Raw genomic sequence first — 23,164 nt, 5'->3', positions numbered from 1 at the left:
GTGGCGCCCGGACGATCCAGATACCCTCGCGCCACCGCGCCACCGAGGTACAGCTCACCGGCGATGCCTTGGGGCAGCGGGTTCAGATCGGCGTCCATCACATAACCCTGACGATCCCCCACCAGATCGCCGATTGGCGCGTATGCCGTGGTGAAGTCCGCGGTTTCCGAGGACGCCAGCCACAGGGTCGGCGTGACCACGGTTTCGGTCGGGCCGTAACCGTTGATGATCCACAGCGGCTGCAGATTTCGAATCACGTCGTGCAGCATTTCGCGGCTGAAGGCCTCGCCCGCGAAGCAGTAGGTTTTCACTCCCGGCCCTTTGCCTTGCACGCCGGCCCAGTCCGACAGCTGCCGCAGGTAGCTCGGCGGGAACGAGGCCACGGTGATGCCTTCGCGAATCAGTGTGTCGTAGGTCTGCTCGACGCTCCACAGTTCCTGATCGCGCAAGACAACTCGAGCGCCGTAACACATCGGCATCATCCAGCCTTCGTGGGCGCCGTCGAAGCTGATCGAGAGGAAGTGGAATTTCCGGTCTTCGGGCGTAAAGCCATAGCGCTCGCCGATGGTCTGGATGTGCATCGAGATGTCGCCGTGGGCGATGGCCGCGCCCTTCGGCTTGCCGGTCGAACCCGAGGTGTAGATCAGGTACGCCAGTTGCTGCGGATGAATCATCACGTCCGGCGCGGTTTCCGGTTCAGAGGAAACATCAAGCTGATCAAGGTTGAGCAGCGGCACGTCACCGACCGGCACTCGATCCAAAGCCGCATCGTGGGAGATCAGTAGCTTCACGCCGCCATCTTCGAGCATATAACGCAGACGCTCGGCCGGGTAATCCGGATCCAGCGGGATGTAGGCCCCGCCCGCTTTCAGAACGGCGAAGAACGACAGCCAGAGATCGATCCCGCGCTCCATGGCAATCGCCACCCGCACTTCGGTGCCGATGCCGCGCGCACGCAGGGCGTGGGCCAACTGATTGGCACGGCGGTCGAATTCGGCAAACGTCATGCGTTGGTCGCCATGCACCAACGCAATGGCGTCAGGCCGCAGGCGTGCGTGGTCGGCGATCAACTCGTGAATCGGGCGATCGACGTAGGGCGAGAACGGGGGTGAATTCCACTGATCCAGCGCGGCCAGATCAGCTTCGCCGAGCAGCGGCAGATCACCGATGGCGGTGTGCGGGTGCGCGCAGACAGCGTTCAGCACGGTCAGCAACTGCCCGTAAAGGCGCTCAACGGTTGAGGCGTCGAACAGGTCGGTCGCGTAGTCCAGATAACCGCTGATGCGGCCGTCCTGATGTTCGAAGGTGCCGAGCACCAGGTCGAACTGCGCGCCCTTGATGTCCCACTGTTGCGCTTCGATGTTCAAGCCATCGAACTGCAGCAGCGCCATGTCCGGCTGCTGCTGGTGGTTGTAGCTGACCTGGAACAGCGGGTTGACGCTGAGGCTGCGCGCCGGTTGCAGCGCTTCCACCAGTTGCTCGAACGGCAGGTCCTGATGGGCATGGGCGCCCAGCAGGTTGTCCTTGACTTGAGCCAGCAAGCGGCTGAACGGCAAGTCGCCGCTGACCTGTGCCCGCAACACCAGTGTGTTGACGAAAAAGCCGATCAGGCCCTGAGTCTGCACGTCGGCACGCCCTGCTACGGGCACGCCGGTGCGCAGATCGCGCTGGCCGCTGAGGCGATACAACAGCGTGTCGAACGCCGCCAGGAACAGCATGAACAAGGTGGCGTCATGGGTTCGCGCGGTCTGACGCAGCCTGTCGGCCAGCGCCTGCGGCAGCACGAAGGCGTGCCGTCCGCCCTTGCCATCGCGCTCGGCCGGACGGGAGCGGTCGGCTGGCAACTCCAGCACCGGCTGTTCGTCACCCAGTGCCTCGCGCCACCAGCTCAACTGCCGCTCGCGTTCAGGCCCAGTCAGGTAGTCGCGCTGCCACGCGGCATAATCCGCGTATTGCACGTCCAGCTTCGGCAACTGCGCGTCTTCCCCTTCAGAGAAGGCGCGATACAGCCGCGCGAAGTCTTCAAGCATGACCTGCACCGACCAGCCATCGGAGATGATGTGGTGCATGCACAGCAGCAAGCGCCACTCGCGCTCTCCCACTCGCGCCAACGCGACACGCCACGGTGAACGCTCGGCATCGAGGTCAAAGGGCTGATTCATGAAGGCATGGGCGAGCGAGGCGAACGCCTCTTCCGGCAGCGCGCTCTCACGCAGGTCATGGCGGTCCAGGCTGACACTGCCCACCGGCAGGATGCGTTGCAATGGCACGCCCTGCTGCCCATGCCCGACTTCAGCCGGGCAGAAGCAGGTGCGCAGGCTTTCGTGCCGTGCGGCGAGCGCATCGAAGCTGCGTTGCAAGGCGTCGATCTGCAACGCGCCACTGAGGTCCAGCACGCACGGCAGGTTGTACGCCGTGCTGTCCGGTTCCAGCTGGGCAAGGAACCAGAGGCGCTGTTGCGCGAAGGACTGCGGGGCGAACTCACGCTGGCTGCGCGGCAACAACGCCGGTATCGCCGCCCGCTCGGCGCGGGTGTTGAGGTAATGCGCCAAATCAGCCAGCACCGGCGTCTCGAACAGCGCACGCAACGGCAGTTCAAGTTTGAGGTCACGACGGATCTGTGCCACCAGTTGAATGCCCAGCAGCGAATGCCCACCCAGTTCAAAGAAGTTGTCCTGACGGCCCACCTGCTCCACGCCCAGCAAGTCTTGCCACAGCTCGGCCAGTTCGCTTTCCACGCCCACCAGCGGTGCTTCGAACGCACGTTGTTGCAGTTGCGGTTCAGGCAGTGCCTTGCGGTCCAGTTTGCCGTTGGCCGACAGCGGAAATTTCTCCAGCGTCACCAGATGCGCCGGGACCATGTAGTCCGGCAAGCGTTGTTTCAGCTGGGTGCGCAGGTGTTCTTCGTCGAAATCAGTGGCGACCAGATAGCCCACCAACTGCATGCCGGTGCTGAGTTGACGCGCAACGACGACGGCTTCGCTGACCGCCGGATGGTCCAGCAGAGCCGATTCAATCTCGCCGATCTCAACCCGCAGGCCGCGCAGTTTGATCTGGTGATCGAGACGGCCCAGGTATTCCACCGCGCCGTCAGCACGCCAGCGGGCCAGATCGCCCGTGCGGTACAGGCGCTCGCCATTGCCGAACGGGCTGGCGACGAAGCGTTCTGCGGTGAGGCCGGGACGCTGATGGTAACCACGGGCAAGACCGGCCCCGCCGATGTACAGCTCGCCCGGTACGCCGATGGGCTGAGGGTTCAGGCGGCTGTCGAGGATGTGGATCTGCAGGTTGGCAATCGGGCGACCGATGGGCACAGCCGCGCCCGGTTCATTGCGGCAGGTCCAGTGGGTGACGTCGATGGCCGCTTCGGTCGGGCCGTAGAGGTTGAACAGTCCCGCGTTGGGCAGGCGTTGCAGGGTTTCTCGGGCAAGATCGGCAGGCAGCGCTTCACCGCTGCACACGATGCGTTTCAGCGAGACACACCCGGTCAGGTCGTCTTGCGCCATGAACGCCGAGAGCATCGAAGGCACGAAGTGCAGCGTGGTGATCTGGTTCTTTTCGATCAGTGCCGTCAGCAAGGCAGGATCGCGATGATCACCCGGTTGGGCCATGACCAACCGGGAGCCGACCATCAACGGCCAGAAAAACTCCCAGACCGACACGTCGAAACTGAACGGCGTCTTTTGCAGCACGGCATCGGACGCGTCGAGGTTATAAGCCTCCTGCATCCAGGCCAAACGGTTAAACAGCCCAGCGTGTGTGTTGCCCGCGCCTTTGGGTTTCCCGGTCGAACCCGAGGTGTAGATCATGTAGGCCAGCTGTTCGGGATGAATCTCGACTACCGGAGCGGAAACAGGCTGACCTGCGAGTTCCAGACGATCCAGATTCAAGACTTGCAAGCCGTCAATAACGGGCAGATCGTCGATCACGGCGTCATGGCTCAGCAGCAAACCAATGCCCGCGTCTTCGAGCATGTAGCGCAGGCGATCCACCGGGTATTCCGGGTCCAGCGGCACATAGGCAGCGCCGGCTTTCACCACGGCATACAACGCGACGATCATCTCAACCGAACGCAACGCCGCGACACCGACCAACGACTCACGCCCCACACCGTGTTCGCGCAGGTAGTGAGCCAGCTGGTTGGCACGCTGATCCAGTTGCCGATACGTCAGCACCTGATCCCCACAGCGCAGGGCTTCGCGATCCGGATGCTGTTGCGCCAGATGTTCGAAATGGCGATGCACGACAGATTCATCGACAGACCGGTCCCGCGTCGTGTCGTTGACCAACGCCAGTTGCTCACGGTCCTGCCGATCCAGCAGTTCAAAATCACCAACCGCCGAATCCGGCTGTTCCAGCAACTGTTCAAACAGCTGCACAAAACGCACATGCAGACGCTCGATGCTGCCGTGGTCGAACAGATCGGTCGCGTAATTCCACGATCCGCCGAGGCCGCCATCGGGATCTTCATAGGTGTTCAGCGCCAGATCGAACTGGCTGCTGCCGTCGTCCAGCGGTAGCACTTCAGCATGCAATCCCGGCAGTCCGGACAGCGGCGCAAAGTCACGTTGCTGGTGGTCGTACGCGACCTGGAACAGCGGGTTGTGGCTCAGGCTGCGTTGCGGTTGCAGGGCTTCGACCAGTTGCTCGAACGGCAGGTCCTGATGGGCCTGAGCGCCGAGGGCCGTGACCTTCGCTTGCTCCAGCACCTCACGGTACGACCGCTCGGCACTGACGTCAGCGCGCAGCACCTGGGTGCTGACAAAAAAACCGATCAGGCCTTCCACCTCTAGACGCGAACGCCCGGCAATCGGCACGCCGATGCGCAGATCGTTCTGCCCGCTGAGGCGGTGCAACAGCACCTGATACGCCGCCAGGATCGCCATGAACGGCGTTACGCCGCGCTGTTTGGCGAAGGTGCGCAAACGCTGGCTGAATTCGCCATCGAAACTGAACAGCAACCGGTCACCCTGATAACTCTGCTGCGCCCGGCGCGGCCGGTCGGTCGGCAGTTCCAGCACCGGATGCTCGTCGCCCAGTTGTTCGCGCCAGTACTGCAACTGGCGTTCGCCCTCGCCCGCTTCCAGCCACTCGCGCTGCCATGCAGCGAAGTCGGCGTATTGCACCGGTAACGGCGCCAACTGCGGCGCACGGCTTTCCACCGCGGCGCGGTACAGCTCGCTGAACTCTTGCAACAGCACACGCACCGACCAGCCATCAGAAATCAGGTGGTGCAGGCACAACAACAGGCGGTGCTCGTCCGCAGCCACACGCACCAGCGCCAGACGCCACAGCGGGCCTTGCGCCAGATTGAACGGCCGCTTGACGAATTCCTGAGCCAGGGCGTTGAAGGTTGCTTCAGGCTCCACTTCCGCACGGATGTCCAGACGTTCGATGTCCACGGTGCTCGCCGCATCGATCCGTTGCAGCGGCACGCCATCACCGGCGGCGAAGCGTGTGCGCAGCACTTCATGACGTGCGGCCAACCCGTCGAACGCCGACTGCAAGGCTGCTTCGTTCAGCTCACCGCGCAGGCGCACTGCACCAGGCAGGTTGTAAGCGTTTCCGCCCGGTTGCAACTGATCGAGGAACCACAGCCGTTGTTGGGCGAACGACTGCACAGCGCTCGTCGCGTGGCGTGCGGTGAGTTCAAGCTGCTTCGCGGGTTGCGCCAGCTGTGTGATGCGCTGGGCGAAATCGGCCAGACGCGGTGCTTCGAACATCACCCTGAGCGGCACGCTCAGATCATGTTCGTGACGCAGGCGCGAGATCAGTTGCATCGCCAGCAGCGAGTGGCCGCCGAGTTCGAAGAAGTGATCGTTACGCCCCACCGCCTCGATGCCCAGCAGCGGCTGCCACAACGCAGCCAGTTGCTGTTCCAGCGCGGTTTGCGGTGCTTGATAGTCGCTGGAACTGACCTGCGGATCGGGCAGCGCGTTGCGATCAAGTTTGCCATTCGGCAGTTGAGGCAGACGCTCCATGAGGATGATGTGCGCCGGGATCATGTATTCCGGCAGGGTCACCTGGAGTTGCTGCTTGATCTGCTCTTCGTCCAGCTCGTGACCGCCAACGTAGCCCAAAAGACGTTTGCCACTCGGACCATCACGAACAATGACCAAGGCTTCGCGAACGCCCTCACAGCCTTTCAGCGCGGCCTCGATCTCACCGGCTTCGATGCGGAAGCCACGAATCTTGATCTGGTGGTCGATGCGGCCCAAATATTCCAGCAAGCCTTTACTGTTCAACCGCACGCGGTCGCCACTGCGATAGATCCGCTCGCCCGGTCGGAACGGGTGCGGCAGGAAACGCTCGGCCGTCGCACCTGGACGGTCCAGATACCCTCGCGCCACCGCGCCACCGAGGTACAGCTCACCGGCGATGCCTTGGGGCAGCGGATTGAGGTCGGCGTCCATCACGTAACCCTGACGATCCCCGACCAGATCACCAATTGGCGCGTAGGCCGTGGTGAAGTCCGCGGTTTCCGAGGACGCCAGCCACAGGGTCGGCGTGACCACGGTTTCGGTCGGGCCGTAGCCGTTGATGATCCACAGCGGCTGCAGATTGCGAATCACGTCATGCAGCATCTCGCGGCTGAAGGCCTCGCCCGCGAAGCAGTAGGTTTTCACCCCCGGGCCTTTGCCTTGCACGCCGGCCCAGTCCGACAGCTGACGCAGGTAACTCGGCGGGAACGAGGCCACCGTAATGCCTTCACGAATCAAGGTGTCGTAAGTCTGCTCGACGCTCCACAGTTCCTGATCGCGCAAAACGACTCGAGCGCCGTAACACATCGGCATCATCCAGCCTTCGTGGGCGCCGTCGAAGCTGATCGAGAGGAAGTGGAATTTCCGGTCCTCCGGCGTGAAGCCATAGCGTTCGCCGATGGTCTGGATGTGCATCGAGATATCGCTGTGGGCGATGGCCGCGCCCTTCGGCTTGCCGGTCGAACCCGAGGTGTAGATCAGGTACGCCAGTTGCTGCGGATGAATCATCACGTCCGGCGCGGTTTCCGGTTCAGAGGAAACATCAAGCTGATCCAGGTTGAGCAGCGGCACGTCACCCACCGGCACTCGATCCAGCGCGGCATCGTGGGAGATCAGCAACTTCACGCCGCCGTCCTCCAGCATGTAGCGCAGGCGTTCGGCCGGGTAATCCGGATCCAGCGGGATGTAGGCCCCGCCCGCTTTCAGAACGGCGAAGAACGACAGCCACAGATCAATCCCGCGCTCCATGGCAATCGCCACGCGCACCTCGGTGCCGATACCCCGCGCGCGCAAGGCGTGGGCCAACTGGTTGGCGCGACGGTCGAATTCGGCAAAGGTCAGGCGCTGTTCGCCATGCACCAAAGCAATGGCGTCAGGCCGCAGGCGTGCGTGGTCGGCGATCAACTCGTGAATCGGGCGATCGACGTAGGGCGAGAACGGTGGTTGGTTCCAGGCGTGCATCTCGCTGACATCCCGCTGGGTGAGCATCGACAGCTCGCCAACGCTCGCTTCAGGGAAGCGGCAGAGGCCGTCCAGCAATGTCTGGAAATGCCCGCACAGGCGGTCGATCTGTTCGGCACTGAACACGTTGCTGTGGTAGTTGACGTGAATGTGGGCCTGCTCGCCCGCCACCACCGCCAGGCTCAGCGGGTAGTGAGTTTTGTCGCTGAGTTCCACCGAACCGAGGTTTACACCTCCGGCCTGTTTGTCTCGCAGTACGGCGTCCACCGGGTAGTTTTCGAACACCACCAGGCTGTCGAACAGGTCACGTCCGGCGTGCCCGGCGTAGCGCTGGGCTTCGAACAGCGGCGTGTGTTCGTGCTCGCGCAGTTCCAGGTTGTGCGCTTGCAGCTCGTTGAGCCAGTCGCCGACCTTCTGCTGCGATTCCGGCGCCTGCACCAGCGGCAAGGTGTTGATGAACAGGCCAAGCATGCGTTCGATGCCCGGCACCTGGGCCGAACGGCCGGACACCGTAGCGCCGAACGCCACGCGCTTTTGCCCGGTGTAACGCTGCAACAGCAGCACCCAGACCGCCTGAATCAGCGTGTTGACGGTCACCCGTTGACGGCGCGCCGTGTTATGCAGCAACTGACTGTCCAGGTCCATCGACGTCACCCTCACCTGCGTCGGCAGCGGTTCGCCGTTGGCAGACGTGGGTGGGGTCAAGGCGGTCGCCATCAGCGTCGGTTGCTCGAAACCGGCCAGGTGCTGCTGCCAGAACCTAGCGCTCTCCTGCGCGTCCCGGCTCAGCAACCATTGAACGTAATCGCCGTAATGACCGGCCGCTGTCGGCGCGGCGTCGGACATGGCCGACTGAATCACTTCGCCCAGCACCGCCGCGCTGCTCCAGCCGTCGAGCAGAATGTGGTGGAAGGTCCACACCAGCTTCCAACGCGTCTCGCTCTGGCGCACCAGCAACACGCGCATCAGCGGCGCTTCGTGCAACTGGAACGGGGTTTCACGCTCAGCAGCCAGCACGTCACTGAGCGCCTGTTGACCGGCACGCAGGTCCAGTTCGCGGACCACCAGCGCCGCATCGCGACGAATCACTTGCACCGGTTGCTGGCTGCCGGTCAGACGCAGGAAGGAGGCACGCAAAACCGGATGGCGCTGCACCGCCCCCGCCCACGCCGACTTGAAGCGCGCCAGCGGCAGGTGCTCAATGTCCAGCGCCACCTGATTGATGTACAGATCGCGGGCATCATCAGCGCTTTGGGTTTCTCCCAGTTCACTGTGGAACAACAGACCCTGCTGCATCGGTGTCAGCGGGTACAGCTGCTCGATGTCACGGGCGGCGACCGGCAATGCATCGAGTTGCGCCTGAGTCAGGTCCAGTGCCGGGAAGTCCGACGGTGTGACCGCCGAATGCGTGAGGCAATGCTCAATCACTTCGTCCAGCGCGTTGGCGTAAGCGTCGAGCAGGCGCTGGACAGACGGGGTTTCATGGCGTTCGCCGCTGTAGCTGCACGTCAGGCTGAACTGTCCGTTGCGGACCTGCGCATCCACCGACAGCTCGCAGGCCAACGGCGAGTCGGCGTCACGTTGCGCCCCGCTGCCTTCTTCGGCCAGCGTGAACAGGCCACTGTTGTTTTGCAGGCGGCCCGTTGGATGGCCGACACGGCCCATATAATTGAACAACACGCAGCCTTCCAGCGACGGCAACGCTTCGCCGCGCAGGTGATGCAGCAGACCATAACCGATGCCGCCATTCGGTACGGCGCGCAGGGTTTCCTTGGTGTGTTTGAGTGCAGCATCGAGGCAGTCCTGAGCCTGCAAGCTGACCGGGTAAAGACTGGTAAACCAGCCTACGGTACGTGAGGGATCAAGGCCCTCGAACAGATCCTCACGGCCATGCCCCTCTAGCGCAATCAGGGCGCGGGATTCACCACTCCATTGCGCAATCGCGCGGGTCAGCGCGGTCAATAGCAGGTCATTGATTTGGGTGCGATAAGCCGCTGGCGCTTGGCTGAGCAATGCCTGACTGCGGGCCGTGTCCAGTTGCAAATGGAGCTGTTGAACCGAGGCTTGCAGTGCCTTTCCATCGGGACGGGCAACCGGCAGTGGCGGAGCACTCGGCAGGTTGCGCCAGTAGTGAGCCTCGGCCAGCAGTGCATCGCTGTAGGCGAAGTCCAGCAGGCGATGGGCCCAACGCTGAAACGGCAAGCCTTTCTCGCCAAGATCGACCGACAGGCCAGCCTGAGCCTGGGCGTACGCGTTGTGCAGGTCTTCCAGCAGGATGCGCCACGAAACGCCGTCCACCACCAAGTGATGCACCACCAACAACAGTCGCTCGCCGCCGTCGGCCAGCGTGAAATGCACGGCGCGCAGCAACGGACCGTCTTTCAGATCAAGACTGGCCTGTGCTTGATCGCACGCCGCAGCCAGCTCCCCGACTCGTACCTTGCGCTCCCACAACAGGTCTCCGGCAAGGTCAGCGGGATGGCCTTCGGCACGATAACGCTGCTGCCATTGACCATTGTCCTGCTGCACGAACGTCATGCGCAGAGCGTCATGCTGATTGATCAGCGCTTGCAGTGCCCGGGTGAGTGCCGGTGTTTCCAGTGCTTCATCGGGCGTCAGGAGCAACGACTGGTTCCAGTGGCTGCGACGGCGCATCGGTTGCTCGAAGAACCCGTGCTGAATCGGCGTCAGCGGGATGTCGCGGTTGAATTCGACGCGCGCAACGGTCGCGGCTTCATCACGGTTGAGCACTTGGGCAACCTGCGCCAGGTCGGCGATGGTCTGGCGCTCGAACATCTGCCGAGGCGTGAGTTGAATGCCGCGCTTCTTGGCGCGGGAGACGATTTGCAGGCTGAGAATCGAATCGCCGCCCAGTTCGAAGAAGTTGTCCTGACGACCGACCTGCGTCACACCCAGCAAGTCCTGCCACAGCTCGGCGAGTTCGCGTTCCACGCCTGCCAGCGGTGCTTCGAACGCACGTTGTTGCAGTTGCGGTTCAGGCAGGGCCTTGCGGTCCAGTTTGCCGTTGGCCGACAGCGGAAATTTCTCCAGCGTCACCAGATGCGCCGGGATCATGTAATCCGGCAAGCGTTGTTTCAGCTGGTTGCGCAGTTGCTCTTCGTCGAAGGACTCAGCAACGAGGTAGCCCACCAGTTGCAGGCCAGTGCTGAGTTGACGCGCAACGACGACGGCTTCGCTGACCGCCGGATGGTCCAGCAGAGCCGATTCAATCTCGCCGATTTCCACACGCAGGCCGCGCAACTTAATCTGGTGATCGAGACGGCCCAGGTATTCCACCGCGCCGTCGGCACGCCAGCGGGCCAGATCGCCGGTGCGGTACAGGCGCTCGCCATTGCCGAACGGGCTGGCGACGAAGCGTTCTGCGGTGAGGCCGGGACGCTGATGGTAACCACGGGCAAGACCGGCCCCGCCGATGTACAGCTCGCCCGGTACGCCGATGGGCTGAGGGTTCAGGCGGCTGTCGAGGATGTGGATCTGCAGGTTGGCAATCGGGCGACCGATGGGCACAGCCGCGCCCGGTTCATTGCGGCAGGTCCAGTGGGTGACGTCGATGGCCGCTTCGGTCGGGCCGTAGAGGTTGAACAGTCCCGCGTTGGGCAGGCGTTGCAGGGTTTCTCGGGCAAGATCGGCAGGCAGCGCTTCACCGCTACACACGATGCGTTTCAGCGAGACGCAGCCCGACAGATCGTCTTGAGCCATAAAGGCAGCGAGCATGGATGGCACGAAGTGCAGCGTGGTGATCTGGTTGTGTTCGATCAGCGCCGTCAGCAACGCAGGATCGCGATGATCGCCCGGTTGGGCCATGACCAGACGTGCCCCGACCATCAACGGCCAGAAAAACTCCCAGACCGAAACGTCGAAACTGAACGGGGTCTTTTGCAGCACGGCATCGGATGCGTCGAGGTTATAAGCTTCCTGCATCCAGGCCAAACGGTTAAACAGCGCCGCGTGCGTGTTGCCTGCGCCTTTGGGTTTCCCGGTCGAACCCGAGGTGTAGATCATGTAGGCCAGCTGTTCGGGATGAATCTCGACTACCGGCGCCGTCACTGGCTGACTCGACACCTCAAGTCGATCCAGATTCAACACCTGCAAGCCGTCAACAACTGGCAAATCATCAATCACGACGTCATGGCTCAGCAGCAAACCGATCCCCGCGTCTTCCAGCATGTAGCGCAGGCGATCCACCGGGTATTCCGGGTCCAGCGGCACATACGCAGCACCGGCTTTCACCACGGCATACAACGCGACGACCATCTCAACCGAACGCAACGCCGCGACACCGACCAGCGTTTCGCGCCCCACGCCGTGTTCGCGCAGGAAATGCGCCAGCCGGTTGGCCCGCTGATCCAGTTGCTGATACGTCAGTACCTGATCGCCACAGCGCAAGGCTTCACGCTGAGGATGCACCTGCGCCAGACGCTCGAAGCGACGATGGACGACGCTTTCATCCGCGCCCTCAAAAACGCCAGCCCAATCCCGCGCCGTGTCGTTCAACTGAATTAGCTGCGCGCGATCCTGCGCATCGAGCAGTTCAACATCGCCAATCGACGCTTCCGGCTGTGCCAGCAACTGCGCAAACAGCTGCACGAATCGTTCATGCAGGCGCTCAATGCTGCCGTGATCGAACAGGTCAGTGGCGTAGTTCCAGTTGCCCGCCAGTTCCCCCGCCGCGTTTTCCCAGGTGTGCAACGCCAGGTCGAACTGGCTGCTGCCACTGTCCAGCGGCATCAGCGTGGCTTTGAGGCCGGGCATCAATTGCAGGGCTTCATCCTGACGCTGCTGGTGGTTGTACAGCACCTGAAACAGCGGGTTGTGGCTCAGGCTGCGTTCCGGCGCCAAGGCGTCCACCAGTTGCTCGAACGGCAGGTCCTGATGGGCCTGCGCGCCTTGGGACGCAAGACGTACGTTGTCGATGATCTGGTTGAAACTGGCCTCGGCCGTGACCTCGCCGCGCAGGATCTGGGTGTTGACGAAAAAGCCGATCAGCCCTTCGGTTTCAGCGCGCTGACGCCCGGCAATCGGCACGCCGATACGCAGATCGTTCTGCCCGCTGAGGCGCTGCAGCAGCACTTGATAGGCCGCCAGCATCACAGTGAACAACGTCACGCCACGCTGCTTCGCCAGTGCACGCATGCGATCGGACAAGACCGCGTCGAAGCTGAACGGCAGGCGCGCGCCCCGGAAACTCTGGCGCGCCGGACGCGGACGGTCGGCAGGGAGTTCCAGCACCGGCGGCTCGTCGCCCAACTGCTGTTTCCAGTATTCAAGCTGGCGGTCGCCCTCACCCGCTTCCAGACAGGCGCGCTGCCACAGGGCGACGTCGGCGTAGTTCAGCGGCAGTTCCGCAAGGGTCGAATCAGTGTTCTCCAGCGCCGCACGGTAGGCCTGCACGAAGTCCAGCAACAGCACCTGGATCGACCAGCCATCGGCGATGATGTGGTGCAGACAGACCAGCAATACATGCTCGTCGTCAGTGCGTTTGACCAGTGCCACGCGCCAGAGCGGACCTTGAGCCAGATCGAACGGACGGCGCGCAAACGCCTCGGCCACCCCGTGCAATTGAGTCTCGTCGGCGGCATCCAGTTGCTCGAACGGTAACGCCCGTGGCGGCTGGATCACTTGCTCCGGCGTGCCGTCTTCGGCGGTGTCGAACACGGTGCGCAGGCTGGCATGACGCTCGGCGACACGCTCGAAGGCCGACTGCACGGCAGCGACGTCCAGCGTGCCTTTCAGGCGCAGGGCGCCGGGCAGGTGGTAGGTGCTGTTGCCCGGTTCCAGTTGTTCGAGGAACCACAGGCGCTGCTGGGAAAACGACGTCGGGCTGCGCTCGCCCGCCACGCCGGACGGAATCGGCAGCGCCGACGCATCCAGCCCCTGTTCGCGCAGCTTGCCCAGGAACACCCGCCGCTGTGCGGCGTCAAGGCTGAGGAAGCGCGTGGCCAGGGCCAGCAGCTTGCTTTGCGAAGTCATGCTCGGTTGCGACATCAGTTGCTTTCCTCCAGCTCATTCATTAACTCGTCCAGGGCATCGAGCCGGTCGAGCGTCAGGGTCTGCCCCTGCAAGGTGTCGATCAGGGCGGCCTGTGCGGCGACGGTCGTGGCTTCGAAGGCCTGCGCCAGCGGAATGCTCACCCCCAGGCGCTCGCGAATGCGCGACAACAGACGTGTCGCCAGCAACGAGTGCCCGCCCAGTTCGAAGAAGTTGTCGTCGCGCCCTACCCGCTCAACGTTCAGCAGGTTCCGCCAGAGTTCGGCGAGGACCTCTTCACGCTCGCCTTGCGGCGCCTCAAAGGTCCTTTCCTGCACGCTGAGCGCCGGCAATGCTTTGCGGTCGAGCTTGCCGTTGGCGTTGCGCGGCAGGCGCTCAAGTTGCACCACATGGGCGGGCACCATGAACGCCGGCAGCGCTTGGGCCAGTGCAGTCTTGAGGACGTCGGCGGACAGTGCCTGCTGCGCCTCGGCGACCACGTACGCCACCAGTTGCGGACCGTGGAGCGTCGGTTGCGCACTGACCACGGCGTCATGAACCGCCGGTTGAGCCAGCAGCACGTTTTCGATTTCGCCCAGTTCGATGCGCTGGCCGCGGATCTTCACCTGGAAGTCCGCACGGCCGACGTATTCCAGCGCACCGTCGGCGTTCCAGCGCGCAAGGTCGCCGCTGCGGTACAGCCGCGCACCGGCTTCACCGAACGGGTCCGGCAAGAAGCGTTCGGCAGTCAGCGCAGGACGTGCGGCATAACCGCGGCCCACGCCAACGCCGCCGATGTACAGCTCGCCGACGACGCCCGGCGCCGCCAGTTGCAGGCTGGAATCCAGTACATACAAACGGTTGTTGTCGGTCGGTCGGCCAATCGGCATGTTGGCCTTGGCGGCGGGCGCTGCGGTCAAGGTGTGCAGGGCCACGTCGTCGGCGCATTCGGCCGGGCCATAAGCGTTGACCAACGGCACGTTCGGGTATCGATTGAACCAGCGCGTCGCCAGGTCCACGGTAAGCGCTTCCCCGGTCGGCAACAACCAGCGCAAGGCATCGAGCCGGTGCGGCGACACGGCGAGCATGCCGTCGATCACTGCGGGCACGCACTCCAGCACGCTGACCTGATTGGCAACGACCTCCTCCAGCAGACGCTGCGGGTCGTGAACCACCGAGTCCGGCAGAATCTCCACCCGACCACCGAACAGCGGCGCAGTGAGGAACTGCCACACGGAAATGTCGAAACCGGTGGCGGCGGTCTGGGCGATCACATCGCCCTCGCCCAGACGCAGGTAAGGCAGCTTGGACATCTGGTTGTTGAGCATCCCGCGCTGGTTGACCATCACCCCTTTCGGCTCGCCCGTAGAACCCGACGTGTAGATCACATAAGCCAGTTGCTCGGCGCTGGCGTAGCGGCCGGGATTACCCTCGGCGCCGTTGCTGAGCAGGTCCTCCAGGATCAGCAGACGCGGTTTGACCTCGGTCAGTGTAAGAATCGCCTCGACCTGTGCCAGAGAGTCACGTGGCGTCAGCAACACAGGGGCAGCGCTGCTCACCAGCATGCGGGCACTGCGGCCTGCCGGATGACGATCATCCAGTGCCAGGTAGGCAGCGCCGGCCTTGAACGCGCCGATGATCATGCTCAGCAGCGGCAAACCGCGCGGCGCGAACAACGCCACCACGTCATCGCCCTGCACGCCTGCTTCGATCAGGCCATGACCGATGCGATTGGCGTCGCGGTTGAGTTCGTCGTAGGTCAGGCTCTGGCCCTGGCAGCGCGCCACTTCCAGGTTCGGATGCGCCTGCACGCGGGACTCGAAACGCTCCAGATAACTGATGCCGTACCAGTGTTTTTCCACCGGTCCCTGACCCTGTTGCAGCAACTGTTCACGTTCGGCCTGCTCCAGCACCTGCAACTGATCGAGGGTCTGTTGCGGGTTGTCGATCAGTTGCGTCAGCAGTCGGCGGAAATGCCCGACCAGCGAGGTCATGTCGACGTCGTCGAAGTGACGGGTGTCGTAGGTCAGCTGCAATTGCAGCGACTCGCCCGGCAGCAGCACCACGGTCAACGGGTAGTTGGTGTGGGTACGGTTTGCCAGCGGGTTGATCCGGTATTCGTTCACGGCCTGCTGAACCTCGGCGCCCAACGGAACGTTTTCAAAGACGAACAGGCTGTCGAACAACGGCTGACCGCGCGGCGTGTCGGCCAACAGTTGAATGTCCGCCAGGGACAGGTGCTCGTGCTGACGCATCTCGGCGTTCTGCGCTTGCAGCGCGTTGAGCAGGTCCAGCGCCGGAGCGGCGACGCCGGGACGCTTGATGCGCAGCGGCAAGGTGTTGATGAACAGCCCCAGCGCGCCCTCAATGCCTTCGAGTTCGGTTGGACGACCTGCCACCGTGACGCCGAACAGCACGTCCTCGCGGTCCGCATGGCGCATCAGCAACAAGGCCCAGGCGGCCTGCACGAAGGTGTTGGCAGTCAGACGGTACTGACGCGCCTGATCGGCCAGTTTCGCGGTCTGCTCGGTGCCCAGCGCCAGGGTCACGTCACGCATCTGCGGCTCGCCTTGTGGGCTGTGGCGATACGGCAACGGCGTGACGTCGGTGAAGCCGGCCAGCGCGTTGCGCCAGTAATCTCGGCTGACGGCTTCGTCCTGCTCGGCCAGCCAGCCGAGGAAGTCACGATAAGGTCGCGCAGCCGGCAGGCTGACGTGGCGACCGTCGAGGAATGCGCGGTAGTGGGCGAAGAACTCGGTGAGCATCAGGCCCCGGCACCAGGCGTCGATCAGGGCGTGGTGGTGGCTTTGCACGATGCGGAAATCCGCCTCGCCAAACTTGACCAGCCGCAGGCGCAGCAATGGCGCACGGGCGAAATCAAAGCCCTGTTCGCGCTCGGCGCCGAGCAGTGCCTCCAGCTCGGCTTCGGCGGCCTCGCGGGACAGGTGACTGAGGTCGATCAGCTGAGCCGGGGATGGCATGCGACGCATCACCACCTGACGCTGCACACCACTTTCCAGACCGTGGAAGGCCGTGCGCAGGGCGGGATGTCGCTGCACCACGTGCTGCCAGGCGAACTTGAAAGCCTCGAAATCGACGTCGCTGCCGACGGCGTATTGATCCTGCATCAAGTAGATGCCGTTGCCTTGCTCCAGCAGGCTGTGCAGCAGAATCCCCTGCTGCATGGGCGCCAGCGGCAGGATGTCTTCGATCTCCCGGGCGGGAATCGCCAAGGCATCCAGTTGCGCCTGGTTGAGCCCTGCCAGCGGGAAATCGGACGGTGTCAGACCGGCGTTACGTTCATCGCTGCAGTGGGCGATCAGGTGCAGCAGTTGCTCACGGTACAGCGCCACCAGTTGCTCGATGCTGTCGCGGCTGAAACGCACGCGACTGAAGGTCCAGTCCAGGTGCAACTGACCGTCGCGTACCTGGCCATCTATCGCCAGTGCATTGGCCAGCGGGCCTTGCGGGTCACGCAGATGGGCGGGAACCATGCTCGACAGTGAGAACAGGGCGCCCTCAGTGTCATCAAAACGGCCGAGGTAGTTGAACGTCACGCCCTGCCCCACCAGCTCTGGCAAATCGGCGCCAGCCAGATGCTTGAGCACGCCATAACCCAAGCCTTTTTCCGGCACGGCGCGTACCGCTTCCTTGACCGTTTTTAATGTGGCAACCGCATCGTCATCGGCGTCCAGCGCCAGCGGATACAGGCTGGTAAACCAACCGACACTGCGGCTCAAATCCAACGTGCCGCTGGCGTCTTCGCGGCCATGGCCTTCGAGGCTGATCACGTGACGACGACGCCCGGTCCATTGATGCAGCGCCTGGGACAACGCCGCCAGCAACAGATCGTCGATGCGCGTGCGGTAGGCCGCCGGGGCTTCACTGAGCAGACGGCGGGTGTCGTCCGCTTCCAGCGTCAGGCCGATGGTTTCACCGTCGCCGACCTTGCTTTGAATCGAGGCGTCGCCCGGCAGGCAGGCGTCTGCTGCACTCAGCGCCTGCCAGTGCGGTAACTGAGCTGCCAGTTCAGGACTGTGAGCCAGGGTTTGCAGCGACTGCGACCAGGCCTGGAAGCTGGCGGTTTTCTCCGCCAGCGTTATGTTCTGCCCGACAGCCAGACGGCTGTAAGCGTGTTGCAGGTCCTCCAGCAGCACGCGCCACGAAACGCCATCGACGGCCAGGTGATGGATCGCCAGCAGCAGACGGCCTTCGCCCGAGGGCAGTCGCGCATGGACTACGCGCAACAACGGCCCGGTCTCGATGTTCAGGCTGCGCTGAGCTTCGTCGCTCAGCGAGGCCAGGTCTTCTTCGCGGGTCAATTCGCAGGTCCACAGCACGCGCTCGGCGTTTTCACTGTCGCGGTAGCGCTGTTGCCATTGACCGTCGTCGCCCTGATGGAAACTCAGGCGCAGGCTGTCGTGCTGCGCCAGCAACAAGGCGAGCGCTTGTTGCAGCACAGCGACGTCAAGGGCCTGAGGCAGATCGAGCAGCAGCGACTGGTTCCAGTGCGAACGCTGAGCCACGGGCAAGGCGAAGAAGCGGGCTTGAATCGGCGTCAACGCGAAGTCACGGGGGGCAACCGCCGCGACGATTGGGGCAGCGGCAGGCTTGGCCTCGGACAACACGGCGACCTGCGCCAGTTCGGCGATGGTCTGTTTTTCAAAAAGCTGCTTGGGTGTCAGGCGAATCCCCTGACGACGGGCACGCGCGATGATCTGCAGGCTGAGAATCGAGTCGCCGCCCAAGGTGAAGAAGTTATCGTGACGGCCGACCGCTTCAACGTTGAGGGCCTTTTCCCAAAGCGCTGCAAGACTCGCCTCCACGCCTTCATGGGGCGCTTCGAACTGCTGAGAAATCACCTGCGGCGTGGGCAAGGCGCTGTGATCGAGCTTGCCGTTGGCGGTCAGCGGGAAGGCATCCAGCGTCAACACATGGCTCGGCACCATGTAATCCGGCAGGCTCTCGCCGAGCTGCGCACGCAGGCTTTCGCCATCGATCTGCACACCCTTGGCGATCAGTGCGTGGGCGATCAACTGGCCGCGCTCATCCACCCGGACATGCGCATCGCGCAGCCCTTCCAGCTGACGCAGACGCTGGGCGATCTCTCCCAGCGCTACGCGATAGCCACGCACCTTGACCTGATCGTCGGCGCGCCCCAGGAACTGGATCTGCCCGTTAGCCAACAACCGCGCACGGTCGCCGCTGCGGTACAGGCGACGGCCTGCGCCGTTCGGATCCGGAATAAACACCGCAGCGGTCATGCCCGGACGGTCGTGATACCCGCGGGCGAGGCCAGGCCCGCCGATGTACAGCTCGCCGATGTCACCCTGCACCACCGGCTCCAGCTGATCATTGAGAATCAGCGCCACGGCGTTCGGTAGCGGACGACCGACGGGCGCCGTTTCTGACGTCGCTTGTGCGTCCGCCACCTCGTTGCTCAACACGCCGACGGTGGTTTCGGTCGGGCCGTAATGGTTGATGACGCGGCAGTTCGGTTTCAGGCGTTTGACCTGAGCCAGCAGCTCCCATGGCAATGCATCACCGCCCAGAATCAGCGCCCGTTCCGGCAGCACATCGGCGGCATTGGCCGCTTGCAGCAGACCGCTCAGGTGGGTCGGGACGATCTTCAAAACACCCACGTTGTGGTCGGCCATGTAGGCCGCAAAACGGTCGGCGTCGTTGGTCCGATCCGGGTTGATCAGGTGCAGCGTGCGCGCCGAGCACAGGGCGCCGAACAGCACGGTATGACCCAGGTCGGCACCGACGGTGGAGACCATCGCCATGCTCGCATCCGGTGCAAGTTCAAGACGCTTGAGCAGGCCCTGAACGTAATCGGCCAGCGCGCCATGACTGATCACCACGCCCTTTGGTGTGCCACTGGTGCCTGATGTGTAGATCAGATACGCCGCTTGCTCGGGATGCAGGCGAATGTTCGACGCTGCGGCAGGAAGCGAGCGCCAAGGGGCATCGGCGTCCACCTTGATGATTTCACCCGTGTAGTCGGCAGGCGCGACTGCATCGCTGATCAGCCAGCGCGCGCCGCTGTCGGCAAGCACGAACGCCTGACGTTCAGCGGGCCATTTCGGGTCCAGTGGCACGTAGGCTGCGCCCGCCTTGAGCACCGCCAGCAGGCCGACGACAAATTCCACCGAGCGCTCCAGCACCAGGCCCACACGGCTTTCAGACCCCACGCCGAGTTGGCGCAGGTGCCGGGCCAGACGGTTGGCCTGGGCATCGACGGAGGCGAAATTCTCTCTCTGTTGTTCGCTCTGCAACGCCAGACGCTCAGGGTGCGCGTTGACGCTGACGTCCCAGAGGGTCAGCACGTCTGTGGCCGGGAACGCGACCGTTTCGGCATCGAGGCGCGAAGGCACGGCCGATAGCTGCAGCTCGTTCAAACGGGTTTGCGGCTGCGCGACCCCTTGCGCGCAAATGCGCAACAGGTCCGCGGCCAGCCCGGCGATACGCGCTTCGTCGAACAGGTCGCAGGCGTAGGTGAACACGGCCTGAATGCCGTCTGCGCTGTCAGTAATATCCAGCCCCAGATCGAAGTGCGCGGCGTAGTCATCCAGCTGATTGACGTCCATGCGCATACCGGCCGTTTCCACGTTCTGCGGCAGCGGGAACTGCTGGGTGAATTTCACCTGACACAGCGGGTTGTGGCTGAGGTTGCGCGACACACCCAAGGCCTCGACGAGTTGCTCGAACGGCAGGTCCTGGTGGTTCTGCGCGCCCAGCGCGGTGTGTTTGACCGCCTCGATCAGCGCGCTGAAAGACTGCTGCGGCGACACCTCCGTGCGCAGCACCAGCGTGTTGACGAACAAGCCGATCAGGCCTTCCGCCTCGGTGCAGGTACGCCCTGCCACTGGCACGCCGACGCGCAGGTCGGTCTGGCTGCTGTAGCGCTGCAACAGGGTTTTGTAGGCCGCGAGCATGACCATGAACAGCGTGGCACCCTGGTTCGCGGCCAGTTCACGAAGCCCCTGACTGAGCGTGCGGTCGAAGGCAATGGCATAGCGTGCGCCGCGATGGCTCTGCTGCGCCGGGCGTGGACGATCGGCTGGCAGCGTCAACACCGGCTGCGTGTCGCCGAGGCGCTCACGCCAGTACCTCAGTTGACGTTCACCCTCGCCCCCGGCCAGTCGCTCGCGCTGCCAGACGGCGAAGTCGGCGTACTGGATCGGCAACGGCGTCAGCGTTGGCGTCAGCCCTTGAACATGAGCGCTGTAGAGCGCAGCGAAGTCCTTGAGCATGACTTGCACCGACCAGCCGTCCGCGATGATGTGGTGCAACACCAGCACCAGTTGCTGCTGATCCGGTGACAGTCGTACCTTGAGCACGCGCCACAGCGGCCCGATCTGCAGGTCCATCGGTTGCTCGACGGCGGCCTTGGCCAACGCCGCCAAGGCTTCCAGCGGCTGCGCGTGCAGACTGAGGTCGTGCTGTTCGAGGAGCACCGGCTGCGCGGCGTGAATGCGTTGCACCAGCGTGTCGTGCGTGTCGATGGCGAAGGTGGTGCGCAGGCTTTCGTGGCGCACGGCCAGGTCATCGAAGCTGCGTTGCAGCGCAAGGTCATCGATGGCGCCGCTCAGGCTTAACTGGCCACAGAGATGATAGGCGCTGCTGTCGGGTTCCAGTTGAGCGAGGAACCACAGGCGTTGCTGCGCGAAGGATTGCTCCGGTGGCGTCTCTCGGGAAACACGGGCGACCGATTTTGGCGCCTGGTCACTGCGGGTCTGACGAGCGACGTGAGCATTGAAGGCGCCCAGCGTCGGGTGCTCAAAAAGGTGCGCGGGCTCAAGGGCGAGGCCCAGCTCGGTGTTCAGGCGCGCCAACACCTGCACGACGCCGACCGAATCGCCGCCTCGGGCAAAGAAATGGTCGTGAGCGGCGAGGTCCTGCTTGCCGAGCACTTCGGCCCAGGCCGCGACGACGGGCGCCAGCAAAGGTGCGGCGGCGCCATTTTCCTGATTGTCTTGAGTGTCGAGCAGACGGCCGTCCTGCCAGATGGCGAAGCTGTCCAGGCTGCCGTTCTGCCAGCCCGCTCGGCACGCTGAACGTTGCAGCTTGCCGCTGGTGGTCCGCGGTAACGCGCCGGGTTCCAGCAACACGATGACCTTGGGCGCCACCAGAAACAGCTCGGACAGCGCGTCGCGAACGGCTTCGCAGATCATCTGTGGATTCAGCAAGCGGCGCACATTGCGGCTGATTTCCAGCGCCAGACCAACGCCTTCGGCGCCCTGTTCGTCGGTGACCGGAAAGGCCGCAATACGTCCGCGGCGCAGCAACTCGACCTTCTTCTCCAGCGATTGCTCGATGTCCTGCGGATAGAGGTTCTGGCCATTGAGAATGATCAGGTCCTTGAGGCGGCCGGTGATGAATAGCTCACCGTCGCTGGCGATCCCCAGGTCGCCACTGCGCAACCAGCGTTGGCCGTCTTGCTCGACGAAGGTGTTCGCGGTGGCTTCCGGGTTCTGCCAGTAGCCCTGGGCGACGCTTGCCCCGGCGATCCAGATTTCACCGACTTGCCCGGACGGCAGCACCTGCTGACTCGCAGGATCGACAATGCGCAGGTCGTGGTCGTCGCGACACCAGCCGCACCCCGGTAAGCGGCTGGTGGAACGCTGGTTGGCAAACAATGCTTCGCCCCCCTCGCCCGCAGCCAATTGACTGCCATCGAAACGCTTGATGCCGAACGGCACCTCACGGTGGGCGGCGCTGACGAACAACGTGGCTTCGGCCAGACCGTAGCTCGGGGTCAGCGCACGACGGTCAAAACCGGCGGGGGCGAAATGCTCACTGAACGCGTCCAGGGTCGCGATGCGAATCGGCTCGGAACCGGAAAACGCCAGGCTCCAGGGGTTCAGTTTGAGGTGCTTCACGGCGCTCGGTTTGATGCGCTCCACGCACAGGCGATAAGCGAAATCCGGGCCGCCGGAGAAGGTCCCGTTGTATTGGCTCATCACCTCAAGCCAGCGCGCCGGGCGCCCGAGGAAGTAATTGGGCGACATCAGGTTCAACGTGCCGCCGTAGTACAGCGGCAACAGCAGGCCGCACATCAGGCCCATGTCGTGGTAAAGCGGCAGCCAGCTGACCCAGCTTTCGGTCGACGCGTCGGTGACGAAGTGCCGCGCCATGGCCACTTCGTTGGCCATGAGGTTGTCGTGGGAAACCATCACGCCCTTGGGCGCGCTGGTCGAGCCCGAGGTGTACTGCAGAAACGCCAGCGACGAGGTGTCGATCAGTGACGGCTGGAACGAGCCCTGCCAGCCATGAACCTCTTCAATGGCGACGAACCGTCCGTGTGCCGGCATGAAGGGTTGCAACAGGTGCTGGAATTTATCGAAATCCTCACGACGCCCCAGCACCACGCCCGGCGCGGCGTCCTGGAGAATGCCGGTCAGTCGGTCCAGATGGGTCTGCCGGTTGTATTCCGGGGCGAACGCCGGGACCGCGATGACGTTGGCGTACAGGCAACCAAGAAACGCCGCGGCGTAATCGGCGCCGGTCGGCAGCATGAGCACGCAACGTTCAGCGCCTTGTGGACCGAGATGATGCTGCAACAGACCCGCGATCGAGCGCGCGTGCAGATCCAGCTGCGCGTAGGTGGTCAGCCACGGAGCCTGTTCTTCGTGGTGGATGTGTCGAAGGGCAATCCGGTCCGGCTGGCTCTGCGCATAATGGCCCACCAGTTCGGGAAAATGCGCGGCCTGATCTCGTATGGATTTCAT

At 63.7% G+C, this 23,164-nt stretch carries 2 protein-coding genes (1 of these 2 running past the window's edge); both read right to left on the bottom strand.

The genetic code is table 11. The annotated features are described in order from the left end of the window. A protein-coding gene (locus tag ABDX87_RS23690) for a non-ribosomal peptide synthase/polyketide synthase (protein WP_346830056.1) crosses the window boundary here: on the bottom strand, positions 1-13,448 show its 5' portion. The gene continues 2,755 nt to the left of window position 1, outside the view; only the first 13,448 of its 16,203 coding nucleotides appear in the window; its start codon is at positions 13,446-13,448; the stop codon falls past the left edge of the window. After that, positions 13,448-23,164, bottom strand: coding sequence for an amino acid adenylation domain-containing protein (locus tag ABDX87_RS23685; RefSeq protein ID WP_346830055.1), 9,717 nt, complete (start codon positions 23,162-23,164; stop codon positions 13,448-13,450). The genes ABDX87_RS23690 and ABDX87_RS23685 overlap by 1 nt, the downstream gene beginning before the upstream one ends.

It is taken from the genome of Pseudomonas abietaniphila, from assembly GCF_039697315.1.
In the GTDB taxonomy this organism is placed as follows: Bacteria; Pseudomonadota; Gammaproteobacteria; order Pseudomonadales; family Pseudomonadaceae; genus Aquipseudomonas; species Aquipseudomonas abietaniphila_B.
Note: the sequence above shows the minus strand (reverse complement) of the source record. Positions and strands in the feature narration are given on the sequence as shown.